Source organism: Zophobihabitans entericus, from assembly GCF_011745665.1.
Taxonomy (GTDB): domain Bacteria; phylum Pseudomonadota; class Gammaproteobacteria; order Enterobacterales; family Orbaceae; genus Zophobihabitans; species Zophobihabitans entericus.
This window is the reverse complement of the sequence record NZ_CP050253.1, coordinates 1-20330: the sequence shown is the minus strand read 5'-3', so window position 1 is coordinate 20330 and position 20330 is coordinate 1. Positions and strand designations below refer to the sequence as shown.

At 39.2% G+C, this 20330-nt stretch carries 16 protein-coding genes; 8 read left to right on the top strand and 8 right to left on the bottom strand.

Annotation, left to right across the window (positions count from 1 at the left end):
- Positions 1–36: 36 nt before the first annotated feature.
- The 4 genes from nudC to IPMB12_RS00065 all read left to right on the top strand — a co-directional run bounded on the left by nudC (position 37) and on the right by IPMB12_RS00065 (position 7641).
- A complete protein-coding gene (gene nudC, locus IPMB12_RS00080; protein WP_166917628.1) occupies positions 37–828 on the top strand; it encodes an NAD(+) diphosphatase in 792 nt (263 codons plus the stop codon).
- Positions 829–1004: 176 nt separating this feature from the next.
- On the top strand, positions 1005–4127 hold the full coding sequence (locus IPMB12_RS12185) for a calcium-binding protein (protein WP_166913748.1): 3123 nt from the start codon (positions 1005–1007) through the stop codon (positions 4125–4127).
- Between the two features lie 87 nt (positions 4128–4214).
- A complete protein-coding gene (locus IPMB12_RS00070) occupies positions 4215–6326 on the top strand; it encodes a type I secretion system permease/ATPase (RefSeq protein ID WP_166913746.1) in 2112 nt (703 codons plus the stop codon).
- Positions 6316–7641, top strand: coding sequence for an HlyD family type I secretion periplasmic adaptor subunit (locus IPMB12_RS00065; RefSeq protein ID WP_166913744.1), 1326 nt, complete (start codon positions 6316–6318; stop codon positions 7639–7641). The genes IPMB12_RS00070 and IPMB12_RS00065 overlap by 11 nt, the downstream gene beginning before the upstream one ends.
- Positions 7642–7716: 75 nt before the next feature.
- Here IPMB12_RS00065 and argR read toward each other — a convergent pair whose 3' ends face one another.
- Positions 7717–8187, bottom strand: a complete 471-nt coding sequence (argR, locus tag IPMB12_RS00060) for a transcriptional regulator ArgR (RefSeq protein WP_166913742.1) — start codon at positions 8185–8187, stop codon at positions 7717–7719.
- 261 nt (positions 8188–8448) lie between these two features.
- Between argR and IPMB12_RS00055 the strand changes: the two genes are divergently transcribed.
- The 4 genes from IPMB12_RS00055 (at position 8449) to IPMB12_RS00040 (ending at position 10774) form a co-directional block, all read left to right on the top strand.
- On the top strand, positions 8449–9483 hold the full coding sequence (locus IPMB12_RS00055) for a tagatose 1,6-diphosphate aldolase (RefSeq protein ID WP_166913740.1): 1035 nt from the start codon (positions 8449–8451) through the stop codon (positions 9481–9483).
- Positions 9484–9653: 170 nt separating this feature from the next.
- On the top strand, positions 9654–10001 hold the full coding sequence (locus tag IPMB12_RS00050; protein ID WP_166913738.1) for an antibiotic biosynthesis monooxygenase family protein: 348 nt from the start codon (positions 9654–9656) through the stop codon (positions 9999–10001).
- Positions 10002–10064: 63 nt separating this feature from the next.
- A complete protein-coding gene (locus tag IPMB12_RS00045) occupies positions 10065–10577 on the top strand; it encodes a GNAT family N-acetyltransferase (RefSeq protein WP_208293507.1) in 513 nt (170 codons plus the stop codon).
- 71 nt (positions 10578–10648) lie between these two features.
- Complete coding sequence (locus tag IPMB12_RS00040; protein WP_166913736.1) at positions 10649–10774, top strand: entericidin A/B family lipoprotein; 126 nt, start codon at positions 10649–10651, stop codon at positions 10772–10774.
- A 62-nt stretch (positions 10775–10836) separates the two neighbouring features.
- Here the strand turns inward: IPMB12_RS00040 and murQ are convergent, their stop codons facing one another.
- The 7 genes from murQ to dnaA form a co-directional block, all read right to left on the bottom strand.
- Positions 10837–11763, bottom strand: a complete 927-nt coding sequence (gene murQ, locus IPMB12_RS00035; protein WP_166913733.1) for an N-acetylmuramic acid 6-phosphate etherase — start codon at positions 11761–11763, stop codon at positions 10837–10839.
- A 48-nt stretch (positions 11764–11811) separates the two neighbouring features.
- Positions 11812–12933: an anhydro-N-acetylmuramic acid kinase gene (locus IPMB12_RS00030; protein ID WP_166913731.1), complete on the bottom strand. Its 1122-nt coding sequence runs from the start codon at positions 12931–12933 to the stop codon at positions 11812–11814.
- Positions 12934–12969: 36 nt separating this feature from the next.
- On the bottom strand, positions 12970–14148 hold the full coding sequence (locus IPMB12_RS00025) for an FAD-dependent monooxygenase (RefSeq protein ID WP_166913729.1): 1179 nt from the start codon (positions 14146–14148) through the stop codon (positions 12970–12972).
- A 107-nt stretch (positions 14149–14255) separates the two neighbouring features.
- Positions 14256–16667 carry a DNA topoisomerase (ATP-hydrolyzing) subunit B gene (gyrB, locus tag IPMB12_RS00020; RefSeq protein ID WP_166913727.1) on the bottom strand — a complete coding sequence of 804 codons (2412 nt, stop codon included), beginning with the start codon at positions 16665–16667 and terminating at the stop codon, positions 14256–14258.
- Positions 16668–16697: 30 nt separating this feature from the next.
- Positions 16698–17771, bottom strand: coding sequence for a DNA replication/repair protein RecF (recF, locus tag IPMB12_RS00015; protein WP_166913725.1), 1074 nt, complete (start codon positions 17769–17771; stop codon positions 16698–16700).
- 54 nt (positions 17772–17825) lie between these two features.
- Positions 17826–18929, bottom strand: a complete 1104-nt coding sequence (dnaN, locus tag IPMB12_RS00010; RefSeq protein ID WP_166913723.1) for a DNA polymerase III subunit beta — start codon at positions 18927–18929, stop codon at positions 17826–17828.
- A gap of 18 nt (positions 18930–18947) precedes the next feature.
- Positions 18948–20330: a chromosomal replication initiator protein DnaA gene (dnaA, locus tag IPMB12_RS00005; RefSeq protein WP_166913721.1), complete on the bottom strand. Its 1383-nt coding sequence runs from the start codon at positions 20328–20330 to the stop codon at positions 18948–18950.

The window sequence follows — 20330 nt, the reverse complement described above, 5'->3', positions numbered from 1 at the left end:
ATAGTAAGGGATAAAAAAGTGAGTATTGTTCAGCAAATGCAACCGTTGCCATTAACCGGTGATGAGTCAGGCTATTGGTTTGTCAGCCTGAATGGTAAATTATGGCTGCCAGGTGGCGATGTCCCAATGGGTACAGCTAAAGAGTTTAATTTTACCGGTGTTGATGCTCAGCCAATTGGTGAGTGGGAAGGTAAAACTGCCTGGCTTATTTGCCGTGAAATGTCTAAATACATGGGTTCAATCAGGCCGCTTTTAGATAGTACGGATGATAGCTTCTTCCAGTTAGCGGGGCGGGCCGTTCAATTATCTGACTTTTATCGCTCACATAAATATTGTGGTTACTGTGGCCATAAGATGTATTTAAGTCCGACTGAGTGGTGCTGCATGTGTAATAACTGTCATCAGCGTTATTATCCACAAATCTCACCCTCTATTATTGTGGCGATTCGCCATAAGAATAAGATTTTACTAGCTAAACATGTACGCCACAAACAAGAGAGTTTATATACCGTATTAGCTGGCTTCATTGAGATTGGTGAAAAGGTAGAAGACGCGGTGAAACGAGAAGTGTTTGAAGAATCAAGTATCAGGATCAAAAACCTGCGTTATGTGAGCTCCCAAACCTGGCCATTCCCTAACTCTTTAATGATGGCATATCTTGCTGATTATGATAGTGGTGATATCACTATTGATAAAAGTGAGCTGATGGAAGCTGACTGGTATCACTATGATGATTTACCAAAAATCCCTCCTTATGGCACTATTGCCCGTCGTCTGATTGAAGAAACGATTGTGCTTTGCCGCCGGTATGATGAGTTTGGTGAGTAGAAGGTTTAGTGTTTAATAAGATATAAAAAGACCGAATACTTTAATTTAGTATTCGGTCTTTTTATTTGTGTGAAAATATACTTCATTTTTGTGTTTTAAAATTTTATCTACTAAGTTAAATTAGTTACGCTTTTATATAACAAAAATTTAAATAATCACAAGGAATTGGAAATATTATGAATACAGCGGTCGCAACTGGTGGTAAAGAGTCAAAAATGACTCTTGAGGAAGCAATAGATAAACTTTGTAACGATATTTTGATCGAGGCAACTAAACAAGGAATAGTAGGGCTAACCAAGAATAAAATCCTTGGATTGATTAAACTAGATAAATTAGCAGATATTCTTAGTGGCATGCTCAATGGCAACTTGCCAAGTGGTGATGAAGTAGCTGGAATATTTCCTTCCGAACGCGATATTGCTCTCGGACTCTTGGGGATACCAGGAATTGCTATAAGTCTATTAGTGGATTTGGGCTACGACTTGCGTCAAGTGTGGAGAGACGATGTACTTGGCAAGCTTCAGCAGCTTATTGATCGCTATAAAGCAGAAGAAAAATCAAGAAAAGAAGATAAAAAAGAGGGAGAAGATGGGGACGGTTCGGATGGTTCAGACAATCCTGATAATCCTGATGATTCAGGAAATTCTGAAGATCCAGAAAAACCACATCCGGGAGATAAAACACCTGAACCATCTAAACCAGGTGTCACCAGTCCAATTATTATTGATTTAAATAAAAATGGTGTAGAGACTGTGGCTCGTACGTCTGATGTGGATGACAGAGTCTTTTTTGACTATGGTAGTGATGGGTTTTCAGAAAGTACTGCCTGGGTATCTTCTTCTGATGGGTTATTAGTAAGAGATATTAATGGTAACGGAGTTATTGATAATGGCTCAGAATTGTTTGGTAATAATACTTTATTAAGTGATGGAAGTAAGGCCAGCAATGGTTTCGAAGCTTTAGCTGAGTTTGATGAAAATGGTGATGGAATCATTGATAGTAAGGATTCGATCTTTTCAGAATTAAAGGTATGGCAGGATCGCAATGGTAATGGCATAACTGATGAAGGCGAGTTGATGACCTTATCAGAAGCTGGTATTGAATCAATTAATGTAGATTATGCTAATTCCCAATATGTTGATTCTAATGGTAATGCTCATAAGCAAGTTGGTAGTGTAACATTTACCGATGGAACAACCGCCGATGCCGTTGATGTCTGGTTTGATGTCGATGAAGGACTGAGAGTTGATAATTCTGATGTACAGCTTACTGATGAAATCAAGCTTTTACCAAATGCGAAAGGGTTTGGGCACGTTCGTGATTTGTGGAGTGAAATGGCATTAGATGATGAGCTTGTTACTCTAGTAAATGAATACTTACAAGAAGGGAGTGCACAGCAAAGGTCATTATTGTTGGAAAAAATACTTTTCCGTTGGGGTAAAGTAGATGATGTACTTCTCGCTGAGATGATCAAAACTAACTCACAAGAAGTTGCGCTGATTGAAAAGCTGTCTCAAGAGAGTTTTACGTCTGAAGGTGCTAATACTGAACAAGTATTGCATGATGAGTTTATTAAATTTAAAAATTATACTGCAGCTCAGCTCTTCTATTATACCAATAAAGAGTCATTTTCATTTATCACGATAGATCCTAATTCAAAAACATATGACACCTATATCGATTTTGATAAATTTAAGGCAGAAATTCTGGCAAAACAGGATTTTCATGAGTTAGTTGAATTCCTTGATGTTTGTAAGAACTTAGGCTTATATTCTTCATCTTATATTGCGGCTTTTGAGAAATCGATAGCTGAGATAATTACTGAATATCCTCATCTTTCATGGCTTGAATATGATGCTGTTGCCAGTAATTCTATCGGAAGTAATATTATAGGAGATAAAATCCTGGGTTCTACAGGCAATGATCTTCTTATCGGTGGTACTGGTAATGATACTCTTGAAGGGGGGGCTGGTTCTGATACCTACATTTTTAATAAGGGTGATGGACAGGATACCATTATTAACTTCTCATCTGATGGCACTTCAGCCACTGATGTCCTTCAGTTAGGATTCGGTATTAACGCTAGCGATATTTTATTATCTCGTAGTGGGTATGATTTAATCATTAAATTTGGTCAAAGCAATGATAGCATCACAATTCAGAGTTATTTCTTTGGTGCTGCCTATAAGCTTGATGAAATTCGTTTTGCTGATGGAACGATATGGAAAGAAGCAGATATTAAACAAGTATACCTATCCGGTAATGACTTAGATGAAAACATGGTTGCTTTTGATGATACAGCGACTACTTTCTATGGCAGGGGTGGTAATGATTCAATTAAAGGTAGCCGATGGAATGATATTTTAGTTGGTGGTACCGGAAATGACAGACTTGAAGGTGGTGCTGGTTCTGATACTTATGTATTTAACGTAGGTGATGGTCAGGATACTATTTACAATTTTGCCAGTGATGCTGATTCGGCTACAGATGTTATTCAATTTGGTGAGGGTATTTCTCCTGAAGATATTATTTTTACTCGTAATACCTACGACCTTTTAATTAGCTTTAAAAATAGTAGTGATAGTATCAATATCTTGAACTACTTTTTTAATAAAAATTACAAAATCGATGAAATTCACTTTGCAGATGGCACTATCTGGAAACAAGAAGATATTAAAACCATATTCTCAACCGGCGATGAATCATCTCAGGTAATGAAATCTTATGGAGATGAAGACTCTATTCTGAATGGTAAGGGTGGGAATGATACTATTACTGGCGGTAAAGGTAATGATACCTTAATTGGTGGTACAGGTAATGACACTCTTGAAGGTGGATCAGGCTCAGATACTTATATCTTTAATCAAGGTGATGGGCAGGACGTTATTAATAATTATGATACTCAAACTGCTTCACATGATGTTCTACAGTTATCTGACGGTATTGATTATTCTAATACAGTTCTGTCTAAGGTCGGGAATGATTTAGTCATTAGCTTTATTGGTAGTGATGATATGATTACTATTAAAAATCATTTTAAAAGTAATAACTATCAACTGGATGAGATTAAGTTTTCTGACGGTACTTCTTGGTTAAAAGAAGATATCACAAACTATTTCAATGATGGTATTGCATTACCAGTAGCTGCTATAGAAGGTAGTTCTCTGTCAATTGAATTATTGACACAAAATATTGTTGGTTTTGTGGCCAATGATTCTGATGATAGTAGTGATGTTTCTGCTGGTGTCTCTATGCTGACTAGTTCTAATAAAAGCTGGGCAAATGCCCCAGGTTATTAGTTAATCATAAAGATCTATACATAGTGGTAAGAGCGTCTTACCACTATTTTTTATATTTAACTAATAATTTTAGACGGATGAAAAGTCATGCATCATGATTTATGGGGCAGTTATAGCCTGATTGCTCAATATTGGGGTATTGCAACTAATATAGAAGCATTAAAAGAACAGTTTTATGTTGATAAAAGCCACAATATCGAATTGCAATTTGTTCGTGCTGTTCGAGCTAATGGTTTAAAGTGTCGTTACATTAAACACCTGCCTCGTAATATAGGTAAATTACCCTTACCTGCGATCGTATATATTCCTGAGAAAGGGTATGTTGTGTTGTTAGCGATTAAAGATGGTGAATGGTTAATCCAAACACAAGGACAAAAGCAACCAGAAATAATTAAACCGGATACTCCGGAACAATATGCTGCATTTTTGTTTGCCCGCAGAATGTCATGGGATTCGATTAAGCATGAATTCAATTTGCAGTGGTTTGCCAGAGCGTTTATGCGTTATAAAAAGCTGGTGGGTGAAGTTTTATTAGCTTCTTTCTTTATTCAGATTCTGGCCTTAGTGACACCGCTGTTTTTTCAGGTGGTTGTCGATAAAGTTCTGGCACATCAAAGCTTAACTACACTGGATGTATTAGCAATAGGAATGCTTGCCATTATCACATTTGATATTATTTTAGGTGGTCTGAGAAATTATCAACTAGCTCACACGTCTCAACGTATTGATGTCACACTTAGTTCTTTACTCTATAAACATTTATTAGCTTTACCCTTAAACTACTTTAAACAAAGACAAGTTGGGATTACTGTTGCCAGAGTACATGAACTAAAAACTGTCAGGGAGTTTTTAACTGGTAGCGCAATGACGCTTTGCCTGGATATTCTGTTTGCCATTGTGTTTTTTATCATTATGGCATTTTATAGTGTTCCACTGACTTTAATTGTTATCGTTTCTCTTATTCCTTATATTTTGTTATCCATTTTTATTACACCAGTATTAAGAAAACGTTTAGATGAACAATTTCAACAAGGTGCTAAGAATCAGGCATTTTTAGTGGAAAGTATTACAGGAATTGAACCTGTTAAAGCAATGGCGGTTGAAAATCATATGACTCGCCGGTGGGATGAGCAGATTGCTGCATTTGTAACAAGCTGCTTTAAGACCCAAACTTTAGGTAATATTGCAGGGCAGATTTCTCAATATGTCAGTAAACTCACGAGCGTGGCGATTTTATGGTACGGTGCACAGCAAGTTATTGCTGGAGAGTTAACTGTTGGGGCTTTAGTTGCTTTTAATATGTTTGCCGGGCAAGTCACTGCACCAATTTTAAGATTAGTTCAGCTATGGCAGGATTTTCAACAAGTATCTATTTCAGTAAAACGTTTAGGGGATATATTAAATTCTCCAACTGAACAAGAGAAAAGTAATACGCAAACACTTTCTGAAATTAAAGGTGCCGTCAGGTTTCTAAATGTTGATTTTTCCTATCAACCAGGTGCAGAGCTGGTGGTTAAGAATGTTAACTTATCTGTACGAGTAGGTGAGGTAATTGGTATTGTTGGGCGTTCAGGTTCAGGGAAAAGTACACTTACAAGACTACTACAGCGTTTATATATTCCAACTCAAGGCCAAATATTTATCGATGGTATCGATATTTCTCAAACCAGCCCTCAGTGGCTAAGAAAACAAATTGGTGTTGTTCTACAAGAGACGCAGCTGTTTAATGGGACAATTCGAGACAATATTGCTTTGGCCGTTCCGGATGCTTCTTTAGAACAAGTTATTGAAGCGGCAACTTTGGCGGGCGCTAATGAGTTTATTTCGGACTTCCCTCTTGGGTATGACACACCAGTTGGTGAAAATGGTAGCCGGTTATCTGGTGGTCAAAAGCAACGAATTGGTATTGCCCGAGCATTGATTACAAAACCTCGCTTATTAATTTTTGATGAAGCGACAAGTGCGCTGGATTATGAATCTGAAAGAGCAATTCAAAAAAATATGCATAAAATTTGTGAGAACAGAACTGTATTCATTATAGCTCACCGTTTATCTACAGTGCGAACAGCTCACCGTATCATTGCCATGGAACATGGGCGGATAATAGAACAAGGTAGTCATGCTGAGCTCTTTGCTCAAAAGGGAATTTATTACAATTTGCATCAATTACAAAATGGGGTTGATGTCAATGAAGAGTAAATTTCATCGTGATTTTTTACCTGCTGTTTTAGAGGTGCAGGAAACACCGCCATCACCTTTAGGGCGTATTATTTTATGGATTATTATTGGACTCATTGTCACAGCTGTTATCTGGGCTTCACAAAGTAAAGTAGATATTGTTGCGATCACTCGAGGTAAAATTGTGGTGAGTCAGCTATCTCGTCCGGTTAATACGGCGGTATTGGCCGAAATTGTCGGAGTAAGAGTTAAAGAAGGGGATAGAGTTCAAAAGGGTGATGTGCTCGTCGAGTTAAATAGTGAGTCCTTGCGAGCACAGATAGAAGAAAATAAACTCAGACAAAGAATTAATCATTTACATATTGAGAGACTAGCAACTCTTCATTTGCAGTATGAAGATAAATTAGAAGAGATTCAATTTCCACCTGCTCTATTAAATGATCCTTTAAGTACTCCGGTTCTTATTCAATTAAGAGCAGAAATTGCTGCAGACAGAGAAGCCAAGCAAGTATATCAGCAAGAGAAAAGAATCCTGCAAACGTTGATTGATAGTTATCAGATGCAATACAACATGGCTCAGGAGCTGTTGCCAATTTATCAGGTACAACATGATGCTTTAGACGGGCTTTATAAACGAGATATGACCAGTAAGGATAGTTTGTTAGAGATTAAGAAAGCTTATCTGGAAGCTAAATACTCAGTCGATTTTGCCTTAATAAAGATTAGTGAATCGAAGGCAAATTATGAGAAAGTTGATGTAGAGTTGCGATCTTATGTCACGGATAAGATCAGGCAGGCACAACAAGAACGAATTGATAAACTGAACGAAAATGAAGTGCTGGAAGCACAACTAAAACAACTGAATGCAGTTTTAAAACAGTATACGATAGTGTCTCCAGTGAATGGAAAAATTGAATCATTAGTTTATCGTGATGCTGGGGCTGTAGTTGAACCACCACAGGAGCTGTTAAAAGTTGTGCCTGAAAATGAAAAAATTAACGCTGAAGTTTGGATCAGTAATCAGGATGTTGGTTTTCTACAACGACAACAAGAAGTTGTGGTGAAGGTAGATACTTTTGATTTTACCCGTTATGGTTGGATTAAAGGCAAACTAGTGCATATTTCTGCTGACGCTATTGAAGATAAAGATATGGGGTTGGTTTATAAAGCAGTTGTTGAGCTTGAAGATAATCATTTAGATGTGGAAGGTACATTGCGACAGCTTGAACCGGGAATGGCCGTTTCTGCTGAAATTAAAACAGGGCAACGTACTGTACTAAGTTATTTGATTAGTCCGATGATGGAAGCACTGGATGATGTTGGTAAACAGCGCTAATGATAGCTTATATAAAAAGGCCTGATATTGTTATCAAGCCTTTTTATAAGAGTATTGATTAGAATGAGTAAAAGATTAAAGTTCTTGCTCAAAGACCAGCAGAATTGCTTCATAAAGCTGTTCAACAGTGAAATCTTTGGTTGGGGTACTAAAGATTGTATCATCACCGGCAATTGAACCAAGAATACCTTCTGATTTGCTTAAAGAGTCAAGTAAACGCGCGATAAGTTGTGCCGCACCAGGACTGGTATGAATGACAACCATTGCATGGTTATAATCTATATCAAGCACCAGATTTTTGAGTGGGCTACTAGTAGCCGGAACGCTAATTTCTGCCGGCAGGCAATAAACCATCTCCATTTTGGCATTACGAGTACGCACAGCACCAAACTTGGTTAACATGCGGGAAACTTTGGACTGATTTACGTTTTCAAATCCTTGTTCTTGTAATGCTTGTACTATTTCTAGTTGAGAGCTAAATTTTTCTAACTTAAGCAGGTCACGAAATACTTTGACTAAATCTTCTTGCTTACTCCCTGTACGCATACTGTATTCACCTTTAAAGTTCAAACGATAGAAACCGCAATAATTATGCAATAGAAATGAATATAATTCAAAGTTAACCCGACAAATTTTCGTTAATTGCCCTTTTTATGCTAAATATTATGGATTTCCTCACAAAATTTAGGGGTTAATGATTAGTGCTATTCTTGAATGAAAATCATTATTTATCTCACTAGTAAGTTGTAGTTCTCTTTTGACAGGCATACAATAAAAGTTATCCAAACATAAAGGAGGGATCTATTTATGAGTAAAACCAGAATTTCTCGTGGTAAATTTAATCGTATGCAACAATTATCTAATCAGGATGGTGTAATTGCTGCACTGGCGATCGACCAGCGTGGTTCGATGGTCAAAATGCTAAAAGCTTCTGTTGGCGAAGATAAGTATAATATTGAAATGGCTTATGAGTTTAAAGAGCTAGTCTCTGAAGAACTGACCAAATATGTCAGTGCGATCTTGCTGGACGAAGAACTCGGCTTTAAAGGTATGGCGAAGAAAAACGCTAATGCAGGTTTAATCCTCTCTTATGAAAAAACCGGTTATGACGTGAATACTCCAGGTCGTTTACCTGAACTTCTGGCGGAAGAGTCTTTGCAGCGCTTAATTAAGAAAGGTGCAGATGCTGCAAAAGTGCTGGTTTATTACAACCCGGATGATCCAAAAGAAGTTCAGGATAAAAAACATGCTTTTCTTGAACGTTTAGGGGAAGAGGCGCGTGCAGCGGATATTCCGGTATTTGTTGAACCTATTGTTTATGATAATGATATTACTGACGATAAAAGTCCTGAGTTTGCCAAAATCAAACCAAGAAAAGTGATTGAAACAATCAGGGAATTCACCAAGCCACAATATCATATCGATATTTTAAAAGTGGAAGTACCGGTTCTGTTCAACTATGTTGATGGTTTTAATGAAGGTAAAGTTGCGGTGTACTCGCAAAAAGAAGCTGCACAATACTTTAAACAAGCCAGTGATATTGCAACTCGTCCATTTATCTATTTAAGTGCGGGTGTACCAACCAAAGTATTCCATCAGGAACTGCGTTTTGCTGGTGAACACGGAGCTAAATACAGCGGTATCTTAGGCGGACGTGCAACCTGGTTTGAAGGTGTTGATGCTTATGCTAAGGGTGGTCGTGATGGGCTACGTAAATGGCTGGATACTGTTGGTCGTGAAAACGTAGAAACGCTAAATCAGATTCTAAAAGAGTTTGCTACCCCTTGGTATGATACCTACGGTGGCTTGCAGAATATTGAAGTGTTTGATTCCAACCTTTAATAATTTCTCTTTTAAATAGCGGCATTAGCCGCTATTTTTTTCACTGCTTTAGCGCATAAAAATAGAAAGTATTTGTATTCTTTAAAGTACATAACTAATATGGTTATATAATAACGATTAATGAGTTTAGTTTATCTCTCTAATCTACATTAAAGAAAGGGAACGTAGGGATGATCGCAGTTATTTTTGAAGTAGAGATACATGAAGGCAAAAATAGTGAGTATCTGGATATTGCGGCGCAGCTGCGTCCAATGCTGGATAAAATGGATGGGTTTATTTCTGTAGAACGTTTTCAGAGTTTATCTAATGCATCTAAATTATTATCTCTCTCTTTCTGGCGTGATGAAGAGGCCGTGGTAAATTGGCGTAATACGCTGGAGCACCGACTAGCGCAAAAAGCTGGGCGAGAGCATATTTTTTCGGGTTATACATTACGTATCGCCCAGGTTATACGAGATTATGGTTTAGAACGTAGAATGGAAGCGCCAACAGACAGTAAATCCTATCACAAACACTAATTTTATTAACAATTAGTGTTTAAAAGTGATGTCTAATTTGCATCATGATTATAGGAAATTAATATGTTAATTCGCTCTGAACAAGAAAAAGATTTTGATCAAATTTATGATTTAGTTAAGAACTCGTTTGCCAGTGCGCCGGTAAAAGATGGCACTGAGCAAGAAATTGTAAACAAATTACGTAAAAGTAACAAATATATTCCTGAGTTAGCACTGGTGATTGAGCGGGAAAGAAAGATTATTGGTTATGTTATGCTGACCAAATTCTTTATTCAGGGTAAAACCCAGAAATTTGAATCTTTATTACTTGCGCCTGTTGCGATATCAACTGATTTTCAAAATCAGAAACTGGGGACAGAACTAATCGAAAAGAGTTTTGAACGAGCCAAAGAAATGGGGCATACCAATGTAATTGTTGTAGGTGACCCTAATTATTATCATCGCTTTGGTTTCCGGGCTAGTATTGAGTTTGGCATCGATAATATGGAAGGTCTTCCAACTCAATATGTGATGGCTTATGAACTTATCCCTAACGGATTGAAGGACAAAATGGGGAGAGTTTCTTTAAAGTTGTAACACTCACATAGAGAATAGATGTTATAGTTCTTATTCTTTTGATAAAATTTTAATATATTCAAGGAGATAATATGAAGAAATGGATCGCTGTTATGTTATGTATATTAAGTCTATCACTCACTGCATGTAATACCGTAAAAGGTGTTGGGCAAGATATTCAAGCCGGTGGTGAGAAACTGGAACAAGCAGCAAGCTAGTGACATTGTTCTGTCAGTTTAAAATTATAAAACCGCAATTATTGCGGTTTTTTTGATAAAAATTATGAATGAAAATGCTTGTTAAGTGCCTTTCTTAAAAAACCATGTTCTTCTTTTAATAACAGAGTAGCCTTATCTGCTTTTAAGCCCGTCAGTTGCATTAAAATAGCAGTTTTGGCTTCATAATTTGTTTGTTTTAGCAGTTGGCTTGCTTCTGCTTCACTACAACCTGTTGCCTGCATAACAATTCTGACAGCACGTACAATTAACTTTTCGTTAGTTGCCTTAACATCCACCATAAGATTCTGGTAACTTTTGCCTATCAAGATCATACTGGCAGTGGTGAGCATATTGAGTACCATTTTTTGTGCAGTACCGGATTTTAGCCGTGTTGAACCAGTCAGCGCTTCTGGCCCCACAACTGGCGAGATAGCAATATCAGCAATTTTAGTAATCTCTGAATCAGCATTACAAGAAAGGGCAATAGTTTGTGCTCCAATTTGATTAGCATAATTTAGTGCACCAATAACATAAGGCGTGCGGCCACTTACCGCAATTCCAACGACGACATCTTTATCAGTCAGGTTAATTTGTCGTAAATCTCGTTCTCCAGCTTGCGCGTCGTCTTCTGCTCCTTCGATCGCTGACTGAATGGCTTTTGGTCCTCCGGCAATAATACCCACAACCATTTCTGATGGAGTACCAAAGGTTGGCGGGCATTCAGAGGCATCTAATATTCCAAGGCGTCCGCTGGTCCCTGCTCCAATATAGATTAAGCGTCCATGCTGCTTAAAAGCAGAGACAATTTCTTTAACAGATTGAGCAATCTCTGGAAGAACATTTTCAACGGCTAAAGCGACTTTTTTATCTTCATTATTTAGCTTTTTGACAAGCTCTAATGGCGATAAAGTATCAATATCCATAGTGTCCGGGTTGCGGTTTTCTGATACCAGACTAGCTAAAACATGAATTAGCGTTGATTGAGTCATAAGCGTACCTCTGATAAATGTCCGTTAAATAAGTTCCTAAATAGAGCTTTAACCAGCCGGGTAAATTACGCCTAAACTAACAGATTTACTTGCCCCTGTCACTGCAGGAATATTGCCCGGTAAATTATGTAGCCTTTGATATGCCAGCCAAGCAAACGCCATTGCTTCTACATAATCTACATCAACTCCTCTTTCTGTAGTAGAGGCCACTGTCCAGTCAGGGAGTTGTTCTTTAAACCGTTGCATGATCAGTGGGTTTTTAGCACCACCACCACAAACTAACAGTTCGCAGGGAAGGGACTGATCAAAGCTGAGTTTTTCCAGCTCATGGGTCACACTTATTACCGTAAAATCAACCAGAGTTGCCTGAATATCTTGTGGTGACAGCTTAAATGGCATTAATTTACGGTTCAGCCAGGATAAATTAAACAGTTCACGACCGGTACTTTTTGGAGCCGGCTGATGAAAGTATTTTTCGTCTAGCAGATGCTTTAGAAGTTCCTGATTTACTTTGCCACTTTTTGCCCACATGGCATCCTGATCATAAGGTTTATGCAGATGTTGCTGAGTCCATGAATCCAGTAATAAGTTCCCAGGCCCCGTGTCGTAACCAGTAACCATTTGATTTGGAAAGAGAATTGTAAAGTTAGAAATACCACCAATATTGAGTACCACAATATTTTTAGTGGGGCTGGCAAATAACTCTTGATGGAAAGCCGGCACAAGCGGAGCGCCCTGACCACCAAATGCCATGTCTTTACGACGAAAGTCAGCAATAGTAGTAATTCCTGTTTTAGCTGCAATAATATTGGCATCACCAATTTGCATAGTGAAAGGGTATTTTCCACTTGGTGAATGGTAAATAGTCTGGCCATGGCAGCCGATAGCGCCAATTGTCTGTCTATCAATCTGATGTTTTTCTAATAAAGTATTAACTGTATTCGCATAAATATGGCCAAGCTGAGCATCTGTCTCACCCAGTTGTTGTAACGTAGTTTGTTTACTGGTACAGATTGCCAGTAATTGCTCGCGCAGTTCAAAAGGCATCGGAAAACAATCGGCAGCGATAAGTTTTATTAGATGATGGTCATCAAATTCAATGAGTGCGATGTCTATGCCATCTAAGCTGGTGCCAGACATAAGACCGATATAGAGTGAACTTTGTGTCATAATCTTCCTTAGCGACTGACTTAAATAGAGTGAAAGTTATAATCCCATCGCCTGTTTAATTAATGTTTTCTTCACTAGCGGAAAATGGTTAATCAGGTTCATTCCCGCTCCGCGAATAGTTTTCTTCCAGAGTGCATTACCATTGAACATATCCTGAATGCTTTGCATAGCAGCCAGCATGATAATGGCATCTTTTTTACGTGCAGACTCAAACTGATGTAAATTCGGTACCAGTCCAATATCCAGATGGCTTGACTGAAGACGTTTAATTGTTTTTGCCAGTAAACGGGAATCTTGTAATCCTAAATTCACACCCTGACCAGCAAGTGGATGGATAGTATGTGCTGCATCACCAATTAAAGCGAGACGATGTTTAACAAACTGACGTGCATATCTGGCGGTTAAAGGGAAGGTGGCTAATGGGCTCAATAAGTGGCAATGTCCAAGTGTCAGTCCGGTCGAATCTGAAAGTGTTTGTTCAAACTGTAATGGTGATAAGACTGACAATCTTTCTGCTTCTTCGGGTTTGACCGACCAGACTAAACAATGCTTATTAGGTTGCCATAAAGGTAAAAAAGCAATAATTCCTTCCGGATAGAAGATCTGTCTGGCACAGTTTTGATGTGGTAACTCTGTTTCTATTGTAGCAATGATCGCATGATGACGATAAGGCCTTTGCACCACTGGAATCTGCAGCGCTGTTCTGATCGGAGAGTGAGCTCCGTCTGCGGCAATAATTAGTCTGGCTGATAATTTATCGCCATTATCCAGCTCTACCTGGCTTAGTTCATTATCCGTTTGAATATGTTTAACACGATAGGGAAGTAGCTGGCAATTTGGATTTTCTATGACACTTTCATATAAACTATTTTGAATTAGTTTATTTTCAATGATATAACCCAAATTAGGATATTGATAATCCTGACTTTTCGCACTCAGCTTGGCAAAACCAGTAGTTTCCCAAACTTTAATTGAATCGAAACTAAGTACTCTGCCACTTTGAATTAATTTATTCCAGATACCAAGTTCATTAAAATATCGCTGACTGGCAGCATTGATAGCAGAAGCCCGTAGAGTGGGCTCAGGTGGTAAGTCATCATGAAGTGATGAGCTTGGATCGATGATAGCAATACGCAGGTGACTATCACGGAGGGCCTGTGCTGTCGCTAAGCCGACCATTCCTGCACCAACAATAATTACATCAAAATTTGTCACCGTACATTAACCTGTTATATTCGCCAGACGCTTATCTTATCAGCTTATGAGTAAATAATTAATATAAAAAAAGCTGCATAAAAGCAGCTTTTTTCAGCGAACAAGCCTTAGAAGTCAAGGTTAGCCACTTTTAATGCATTTTCTTCAATAAATGCACGACGAGGTTCAACCGCATCACCCATAAGTGTCGTGAACAGTTGATCAGCTCCGATAGCATCTTTGATAGTCACTTGTAACATACGGCGACTGTTTGGATCCATCGTTGTTTCCCAAAGCTGGTCAGGGTTCATTTCACCCAGACCTTTATAACGCTGAATCGCTAAACCGCGACGAGATTCTTTCATCAGCCAATCAACAGCTTGTTCAAAAGAGGTAATTGGTTGAGAACGATCACCACGCTGAACAGTAGCACCGTCTTCAATCAAGCCTCTTAATTGTTCACCTAAGTGATTTAGTTTTTTATACTCATTACTTTGTACAAATGCGAGATCCATATGATAATCAGTATCAACGCCATGAGTACGCACTTTCATCACTGGTTCAAATAACTGACGCTCACGATTATGGTGAATAACGTAGCTATAAGAACTACCATGTTGTTCTTTTTCAGTTAACGTATCGACGAGTGATTTTGCCCATTGTTCAGCTTTTGCCTGATCACTAAGTGTTTCACTGGTTAATGCTGGTTGGTAAACGAGCTCGTTAAGAACTGATTTTGGATAACGACGTTCCATCTTATGGATCAGTTTTTCTGTCTGTTGGAACTCAGCAATCAGTCTTTCCAGTGGTTCACCAGCCAGTGCAGGGGCATGCGCATTAACGCGTACTGCTGCACCCTCAAGCGCTAGACTAATCTGGAACTCAGTCATCGCATCGTCATCTTTAATATATTGTTCCTGCTTACCTTTTTTCACTTTGTATAAAGGAGGCTGTGCAATATAGACATAACCACGTTCGATAATTTCCGGCATTTGACGATAGAAGAAAGTCAAAAGCAGAGTACGGATGTGTGAACCATCGACGTCAGCATCGGTCATGATGATGATGCTGTGGTAACGCATTTTATCCGGATTATATTCATCACGACCGATACCACAACCAAGAGCTGTGATGAGTGTCGCTACTTCCTGAGAAGAAAGCATCTTATCAAAGCGCGCTTTCTCAACGTTTAGGATTTTACCTTTAAGTGGTAGAATTGCCTGATTCTTACGGTTACGGCCTTGTTTTGCAGAGCCGCCCGCAGAGTCCCCTTCCACTAAGTAGAGTTCTGAAAGAGCAGGATCTTTTTCCTGACAATCGGCAAGTTTACCTGGTAAGCCACCAAGGTCAAGTGCACCTTTACGACGAGTCATCTCTCTGGCTTTACGTGCTGCTTCACGCGCGCGGGCAGCATCGATAATTTTACCAACGACAATTTTGGCATCGCTTGGGTTTTCAAGTAAGTAATCAGATAGTTTGTCTGCCATTGATGATTCAACTGCTGGTTTAACTTCTGATGAAACCAGCTTATCTTTGGTTTGCGATGAGAATTTAGGATCTGGTACTTTGACAGATATAACTGCCACCAAGCCTTCACGAGCGTCATCACCTGTGGCACTAATCTTAGCTTTTTTACTATAACCTTCTTTATCCATATAGTTGTTTAGGGTACGCGTCATTGCCGCACGGAAACCGGCTAAGTGCGAACCACCATCACGCTGAGGAATGTTATTGGTAAAACAGTAGATATTTTCCTGGAAGCCATCATTCCACTGGAGTGAAACTTCAACACCGATGCCATCTTTTTCTACGCTGAAATAGAATGGTTTTGGATGGATTGGATTTTTATTTTTATTTAAATATTCAACGAATGCCTGAATACCACCTTCATATTTGAAGTTATCACGCTTGTCAGTACGTTCATCGATAAGAGAAATAGATACACCTGAATTTAGGAATGATAATTCACGTAAGCGTTTAGCCAGAATTTCATATTCAAATTCGATATTAGTAAACGTTTGTGGACTTGGCCAGAAACGAACATAAGTTCCGGTTTTTTCAGTATCGCCAATAACTTTAAGTGGTGCCTGAGGAACACCTAAATGGTAGATTTGCTCATGTACTTTACCGTCACGGCGGATCACTAGTTCAAGTTTATCTGACAGGGCATTTACTACAGAAACCCCCACACCATGCAGACCACCAGATACTTTATAGGAGTTATCATCGAATTTACCACCAGCATGGAGGATCGTCATGATAACTTCAGCCGCGGACACGCCTTCTTCCGGGTGAATACCGGTTGGAATACCACGACCATCATCGATAACAGAAACAGAATTATCTGCGTGAATGGTAACTATGACCTCGTCCGCATAACCGGCTAACGCTTCATCGATGGCATTATCAACAACCTCAAAAACCATGTGATGCAGACCAGTGCCATCATCGGTATCACCGATGTACATACCTGGACGTTTACGTACGGCATCAAGTCCTTTTAATACTTTAATACTGGATGAATCATAGGAATTGGACATTTATTTCTCACTTAGTCATTCTTCTGCAAACTAATTGGAAATTATACCAGATCTTACGTAAAAAATCTTGTCCTTTTCATCGATCATATGGGTTATTTGGTCCTGACTGACAGCACTGATAAATACTTGTGCCTGAGTCGCTTTAAGGCGGTTGGCAAGCAGCTGTCTTTTATCCTGATCAAGCTCTGAAGCAAAGTCATCGATCAGGTAAATACAGGCTTGTTTTGACTGAGTAGTATAGTATTCACCCTGAGCCAGACGTAAAGCACACATAAGTAGCTTTAATTGCCCGCGGGAGAAGAGATCTTCTACCGGAATATGGTTAACACGCAGACGCAGATCGGCTTTATGCGGACCCAGTGAGGTATAAGTAAGTTGGCGATCCCGCTCAAACTGGTGAGCCAAAATCTCGGCATAAGATGTTTGTCTGTCCCAGCCCTGATAAAACTGACATTCAAGTTGATACTCCGGCAGAAAACTGGCGCTAGTTTTTATGATTTCCGGAACGATTTGCTCTGCATATTCAGCCCGAATTTGACTGACTTGTTCAGCAATAGGAATAAGTTCTTTATCCCAGTGTTTAATTTGATCATAACGACTGACTTGTCTGAGTGCAGCATTGCGCTGTTTCATTAAACGACGCAGATTATTCCAGAGACTAAAGAAAGCCGGGTGATGATGAAAGCAGCCCCAGTCTAAAAAAGAACGGCGGTATTTAGGCCCACCATTAAGCAGGTCAAAACCTTCTGGTGTAATGAGTTGAATGGGTAGTAATTGTGCCAGCTCAGCAATTTTAAATCCTTCATCACCATCAATTTTGACTTTATTCTCACCGCTGCGTGACTTTGACAAGCCGATAGTATGTTGCTGATCTTGTAATAAAATTTTACCGTGCAGAACCAGTTCAGGTTGTTCATATTGAATCACCCGATTGGATTGCTGATGGCGGAAGGCACGCCCGTGGCCAAGCATATAGACGGCTTCCAGCAGGCTGGTTTTACCGCTGCCATTATCGCCAACTAAAAAATTGAAATGAGGTGATAACTGTAAATCAGCTTGAGTAATATTACGGAAGTGATGAATCAGTATTCGGGAAATCGCCATGATGTGCTCGGTAATCACTTGCCCGTTAGCCGGGCAAGTTTGCAGGTAGATGTCTTATAAACGCATTGGCATAATAACGTAAGTAGCAGACTGATCTTTAACATCTTCAATTTGCACACTAGAGGTCGAATCAGTTAATAGCAGTTGTACTTCTTCACACTTCAGTACATTTAATACGTCTAAGATATAGTTAACGTTAAAACCGATCTCAAGTTCTGTGGCGGAATAATTCACATCAACGATCTCTTCTGCTTCTTCCTGCTCCGGGTTATTAGCTGTGATTTTTAGCTGATTATTATTCACATATAAACGTACACCACGGAATTTTTCATTAGATAAGATAGCAGCACGGGAAAAGGCACTTTTTAGTGTTTCACAAGATGCCTGCAGAGTTTTATCAGGATTACGCGGCAGTACACGACGATAGTCAGGGAAGCGACCATCAATCAGTTTAGAAGTAAAAGTAAAATCAGTCAGATTTGCACGCAGGCTGTTGCTACCGATTTGAATATGAATCAGATCTTCATTATCACCAAGCAGTTTTACCAGTTCAAGTACGCCTTTTCTTGGCATGATCACTGACTGATTTGATGGAATAGTTTGGCCGACAGAAAGTGAACAAACTGCTAAACGGTGCCCGTCAGTCGCAACTGTACGTAGTAAGTCACCTTCTGTTTCAAACAACATACCGTTTAAGTAATAGCGAACATCCTGATTAGCCATGGAAAACTGTACTGCATCAATCAGGTGTTTTAGTGCTTTTTGCGGAATATAAAATTCCACTTCACTTTGCCAGTTTTCTAAATTAGGGAAATCTGCTGCCGGCAGTGTTGATAGTGAAAACTTACTACGACCGGATTGAATCAATAGACGAGTTTCATCCAGCGTAATAGAAATTTGGGCATCACCCGGTAAGCTACGACAGATATCAAAGAACTTTCTGGCCGGGACTGTAGTCGAACCAGGCTCGTTAGACTCAATGAGTGGCAGACGTGCGATCATCTCAATCTCGAGATCAGTACCTGTCATCGACAACGTGTTATCGCTGACTTGTAACAATAAGTTACCTAAAATAGGTAGCGTTGGGCGGCTGCTTAAAGGCGCGCTGACTTGTTGTAGCGGTTTTAGTAATTTTTCACGATCAATAATAAATTTCATAATCTATTTCTTATTCAGTTAGGTGGATAAGGTTCTGATTAAATTAGAATAATCTTCTTTTATATCACTGCTTTCTTCACGTAATTCGGCAATTTTACGACACGCATGCAGGACAGTGGTGTGATCACGCCCACCAAAGGCATCGCCAATTTCCGGTAAACTCTTATTGGTTAATTCTTTTGCCAGCGCCATCGCCATCTGTCTTGGACGAGCAACAGAACGTGAGCGGCGTTTAGATAATAAATCAGCCACTTTAATTTTATAATATTCAGCGACAGTTTTCTGAATATTTTCAATTGTGACGAGTTTTTCTTGTAATGCCAAGAGATCTTTTAATGCTTCTTTAACAAAATCGATAGTAATGGTTTTGCCGGTGAAATTAGCATTAGCAATGACGCGGTTGAGTGCACCTTCCAGCTCTCGGACATTAGAACGAAGGCGCTTAGCAATAAAGAAGGCGACTTCTTCCTGTAATTTGATGCCGTTCTCTTCTGCTTTTTTCATTAAAATAGCGACACGAGTTTCCAGCTCAGGTGGTTCAATAGCAATTGTCAGTCCCCAGCCAAAACGTGATTTTAAACGATCTTCAACGCCGTTGATCTCTTTTGGATAACGGTCGGAGGTTAAGATAATTTGTTGGTTACCTTCAAGCAGCGCATTAAATGTATGGAAGAACTCTTCCTGCGAGCGCTCTTTATTAGCAAAGAACTGAATATCATCGATAAGCAGAGCATCGACTGAACGATAATAACGTTTAAACTCTTCAATAGCGTTATTTTGCAGGGCTTTTACCATATCCTGTACAAAGCGCTCAGAGTGCATATAAACCACTTTAGCGTTCTTTTTAATATTCATCAGCTCATTACCTACCGCGTGGAGCAGGTGAGTCTTACCAAGACCAGTGGAACCATAAATAAATAAAGGATTGTATGCTTTACCTGGATTTTCTGCTACCTGCTTAGCGGCAGCTGCGGCTAGCTGGTTAGATTTACCTTCTACGAAGCTGACAAAGGTATGTTTAGGATTAATTCCTGAATGATACGTATGTTCAGCCTGATCAGATTCTTTTTGCTGCCATGAAGGAATAACACGTTTGGTTTCAGTGTTACCTGTACTCTTTTTGGGGGCAAGTTCCGGTTCCGGCTGAACGGCTATGACTTTAGTACCCACTGCAATATGCAGGGATGGTGCCTGAGTATCAAATAACAGATGTAAAAGCTGAGAGATCTTTGGGATATATTTGTTTTTTACCCAATCAAGTACAAAACGGTTTGGCGCATAAAGATATAATTTATTATCTACCAGCTCCGCTTGCAGAGGGCGGATCCACATATTAAATTCAGTAGTTGGAAGCTCTTCTTGTAATTGGGCTAAACACTGCTGCCAAACAGATATTGACAC

What these genes read in the sequence shown, in the direction of transcription:
- nudC (WP_166917628.1), top strand. Translation starts at nt 37, where the DNA reads ATGCAACCGTTGCCATTAACCGGTGATGAGTCAGGCTATTGGTTTGTC.
- IPMB12_RS12185 (WP_166913748.1), top strand. Translation starts at nt 1,005, where the DNA reads ATGAATACAGCGGTCGCAACTGGTGGTAAAGAGTCAAAAATGACTCTT.
- IPMB12_RS00070 (WP_166913746.1), top strand. Translation starts at nt 4,215, where the DNA reads ATGCATCATGATTTATGGGGCAGTTATAGCCTGATTGCTCAATATTGG.
- IPMB12_RS00065 (WP_166913744.1), top strand. Translation starts at nt 6,316, where the DNA reads ATGAAGAGTAAATTTCATCGTGATTTTTTACCTGCTGTTTTAGAGGTG.
- argR (WP_166913742.1), bottom strand. Translation starts at nt 8,187, where the DNA reads ATGCGTACAGGGAGTAAGCAAGAAGATTTAGTCAAAGTATTTCGTGAC.
- IPMB12_RS00055 (WP_166913740.1), top strand. Translation starts at nt 8,449, where the DNA reads ATGAGTAAAACCAGAATTTCTCGTGGTAAATTTAATCGTATGCAACAA.
- IPMB12_RS00050 (WP_166913738.1), top strand. Translation starts at nt 9,654, where the DNA reads ATGATCGCAGTTATTTTTGAAGTAGAGATACATGAAGGCAAAAATAGT.
- IPMB12_RS00045 (WP_208293507.1), top strand. Translation starts at nt 10,065, where the DNA reads ATGTTAATTCGCTCTGAACAAGAAAAAGATTTTGATCAAATTTATGAT.
- IPMB12_RS00040 (WP_166913736.1), top strand. Translation starts at nt 10,649, where the DNA reads ATGAAGAAATGGATCGCTGTTATGTTATGTATATTAAGTCTATCACTC.
- murQ (WP_166913733.1), bottom strand. Translation starts at nt 11,763, where the DNA reads ATGACTCAATCAACGCTAATTCATGTTTTAGCTAGTCTGGTATCAGAA.
- IPMB12_RS00030 (WP_166913731.1), bottom strand. Translation starts at nt 12,933, where the DNA reads ATGACACAAAGTTCACTCTATATCGGTCTTATGTCTGGCACCAGCTTA.
- gyrB (WP_166913727.1), bottom strand. Translation starts at nt 16,667, where the DNA reads ATGTCCAATTCCTATGATTCATCCAGTATTAAAGTATTAAAAGGACTT.
- recF (WP_166913725.1), bottom strand. Translation starts at nt 17,771, where the DNA reads ATGGCGATTTCCCGAATACTGATTCATCACTTCCGTAATATTACTCAA.
- dnaN (WP_166913723.1), bottom strand. Translation starts at nt 18,929, where the DNA reads ATGAAATTTATTATTGATCGTGAAAAATTACTAAAACCGCTACAACAA.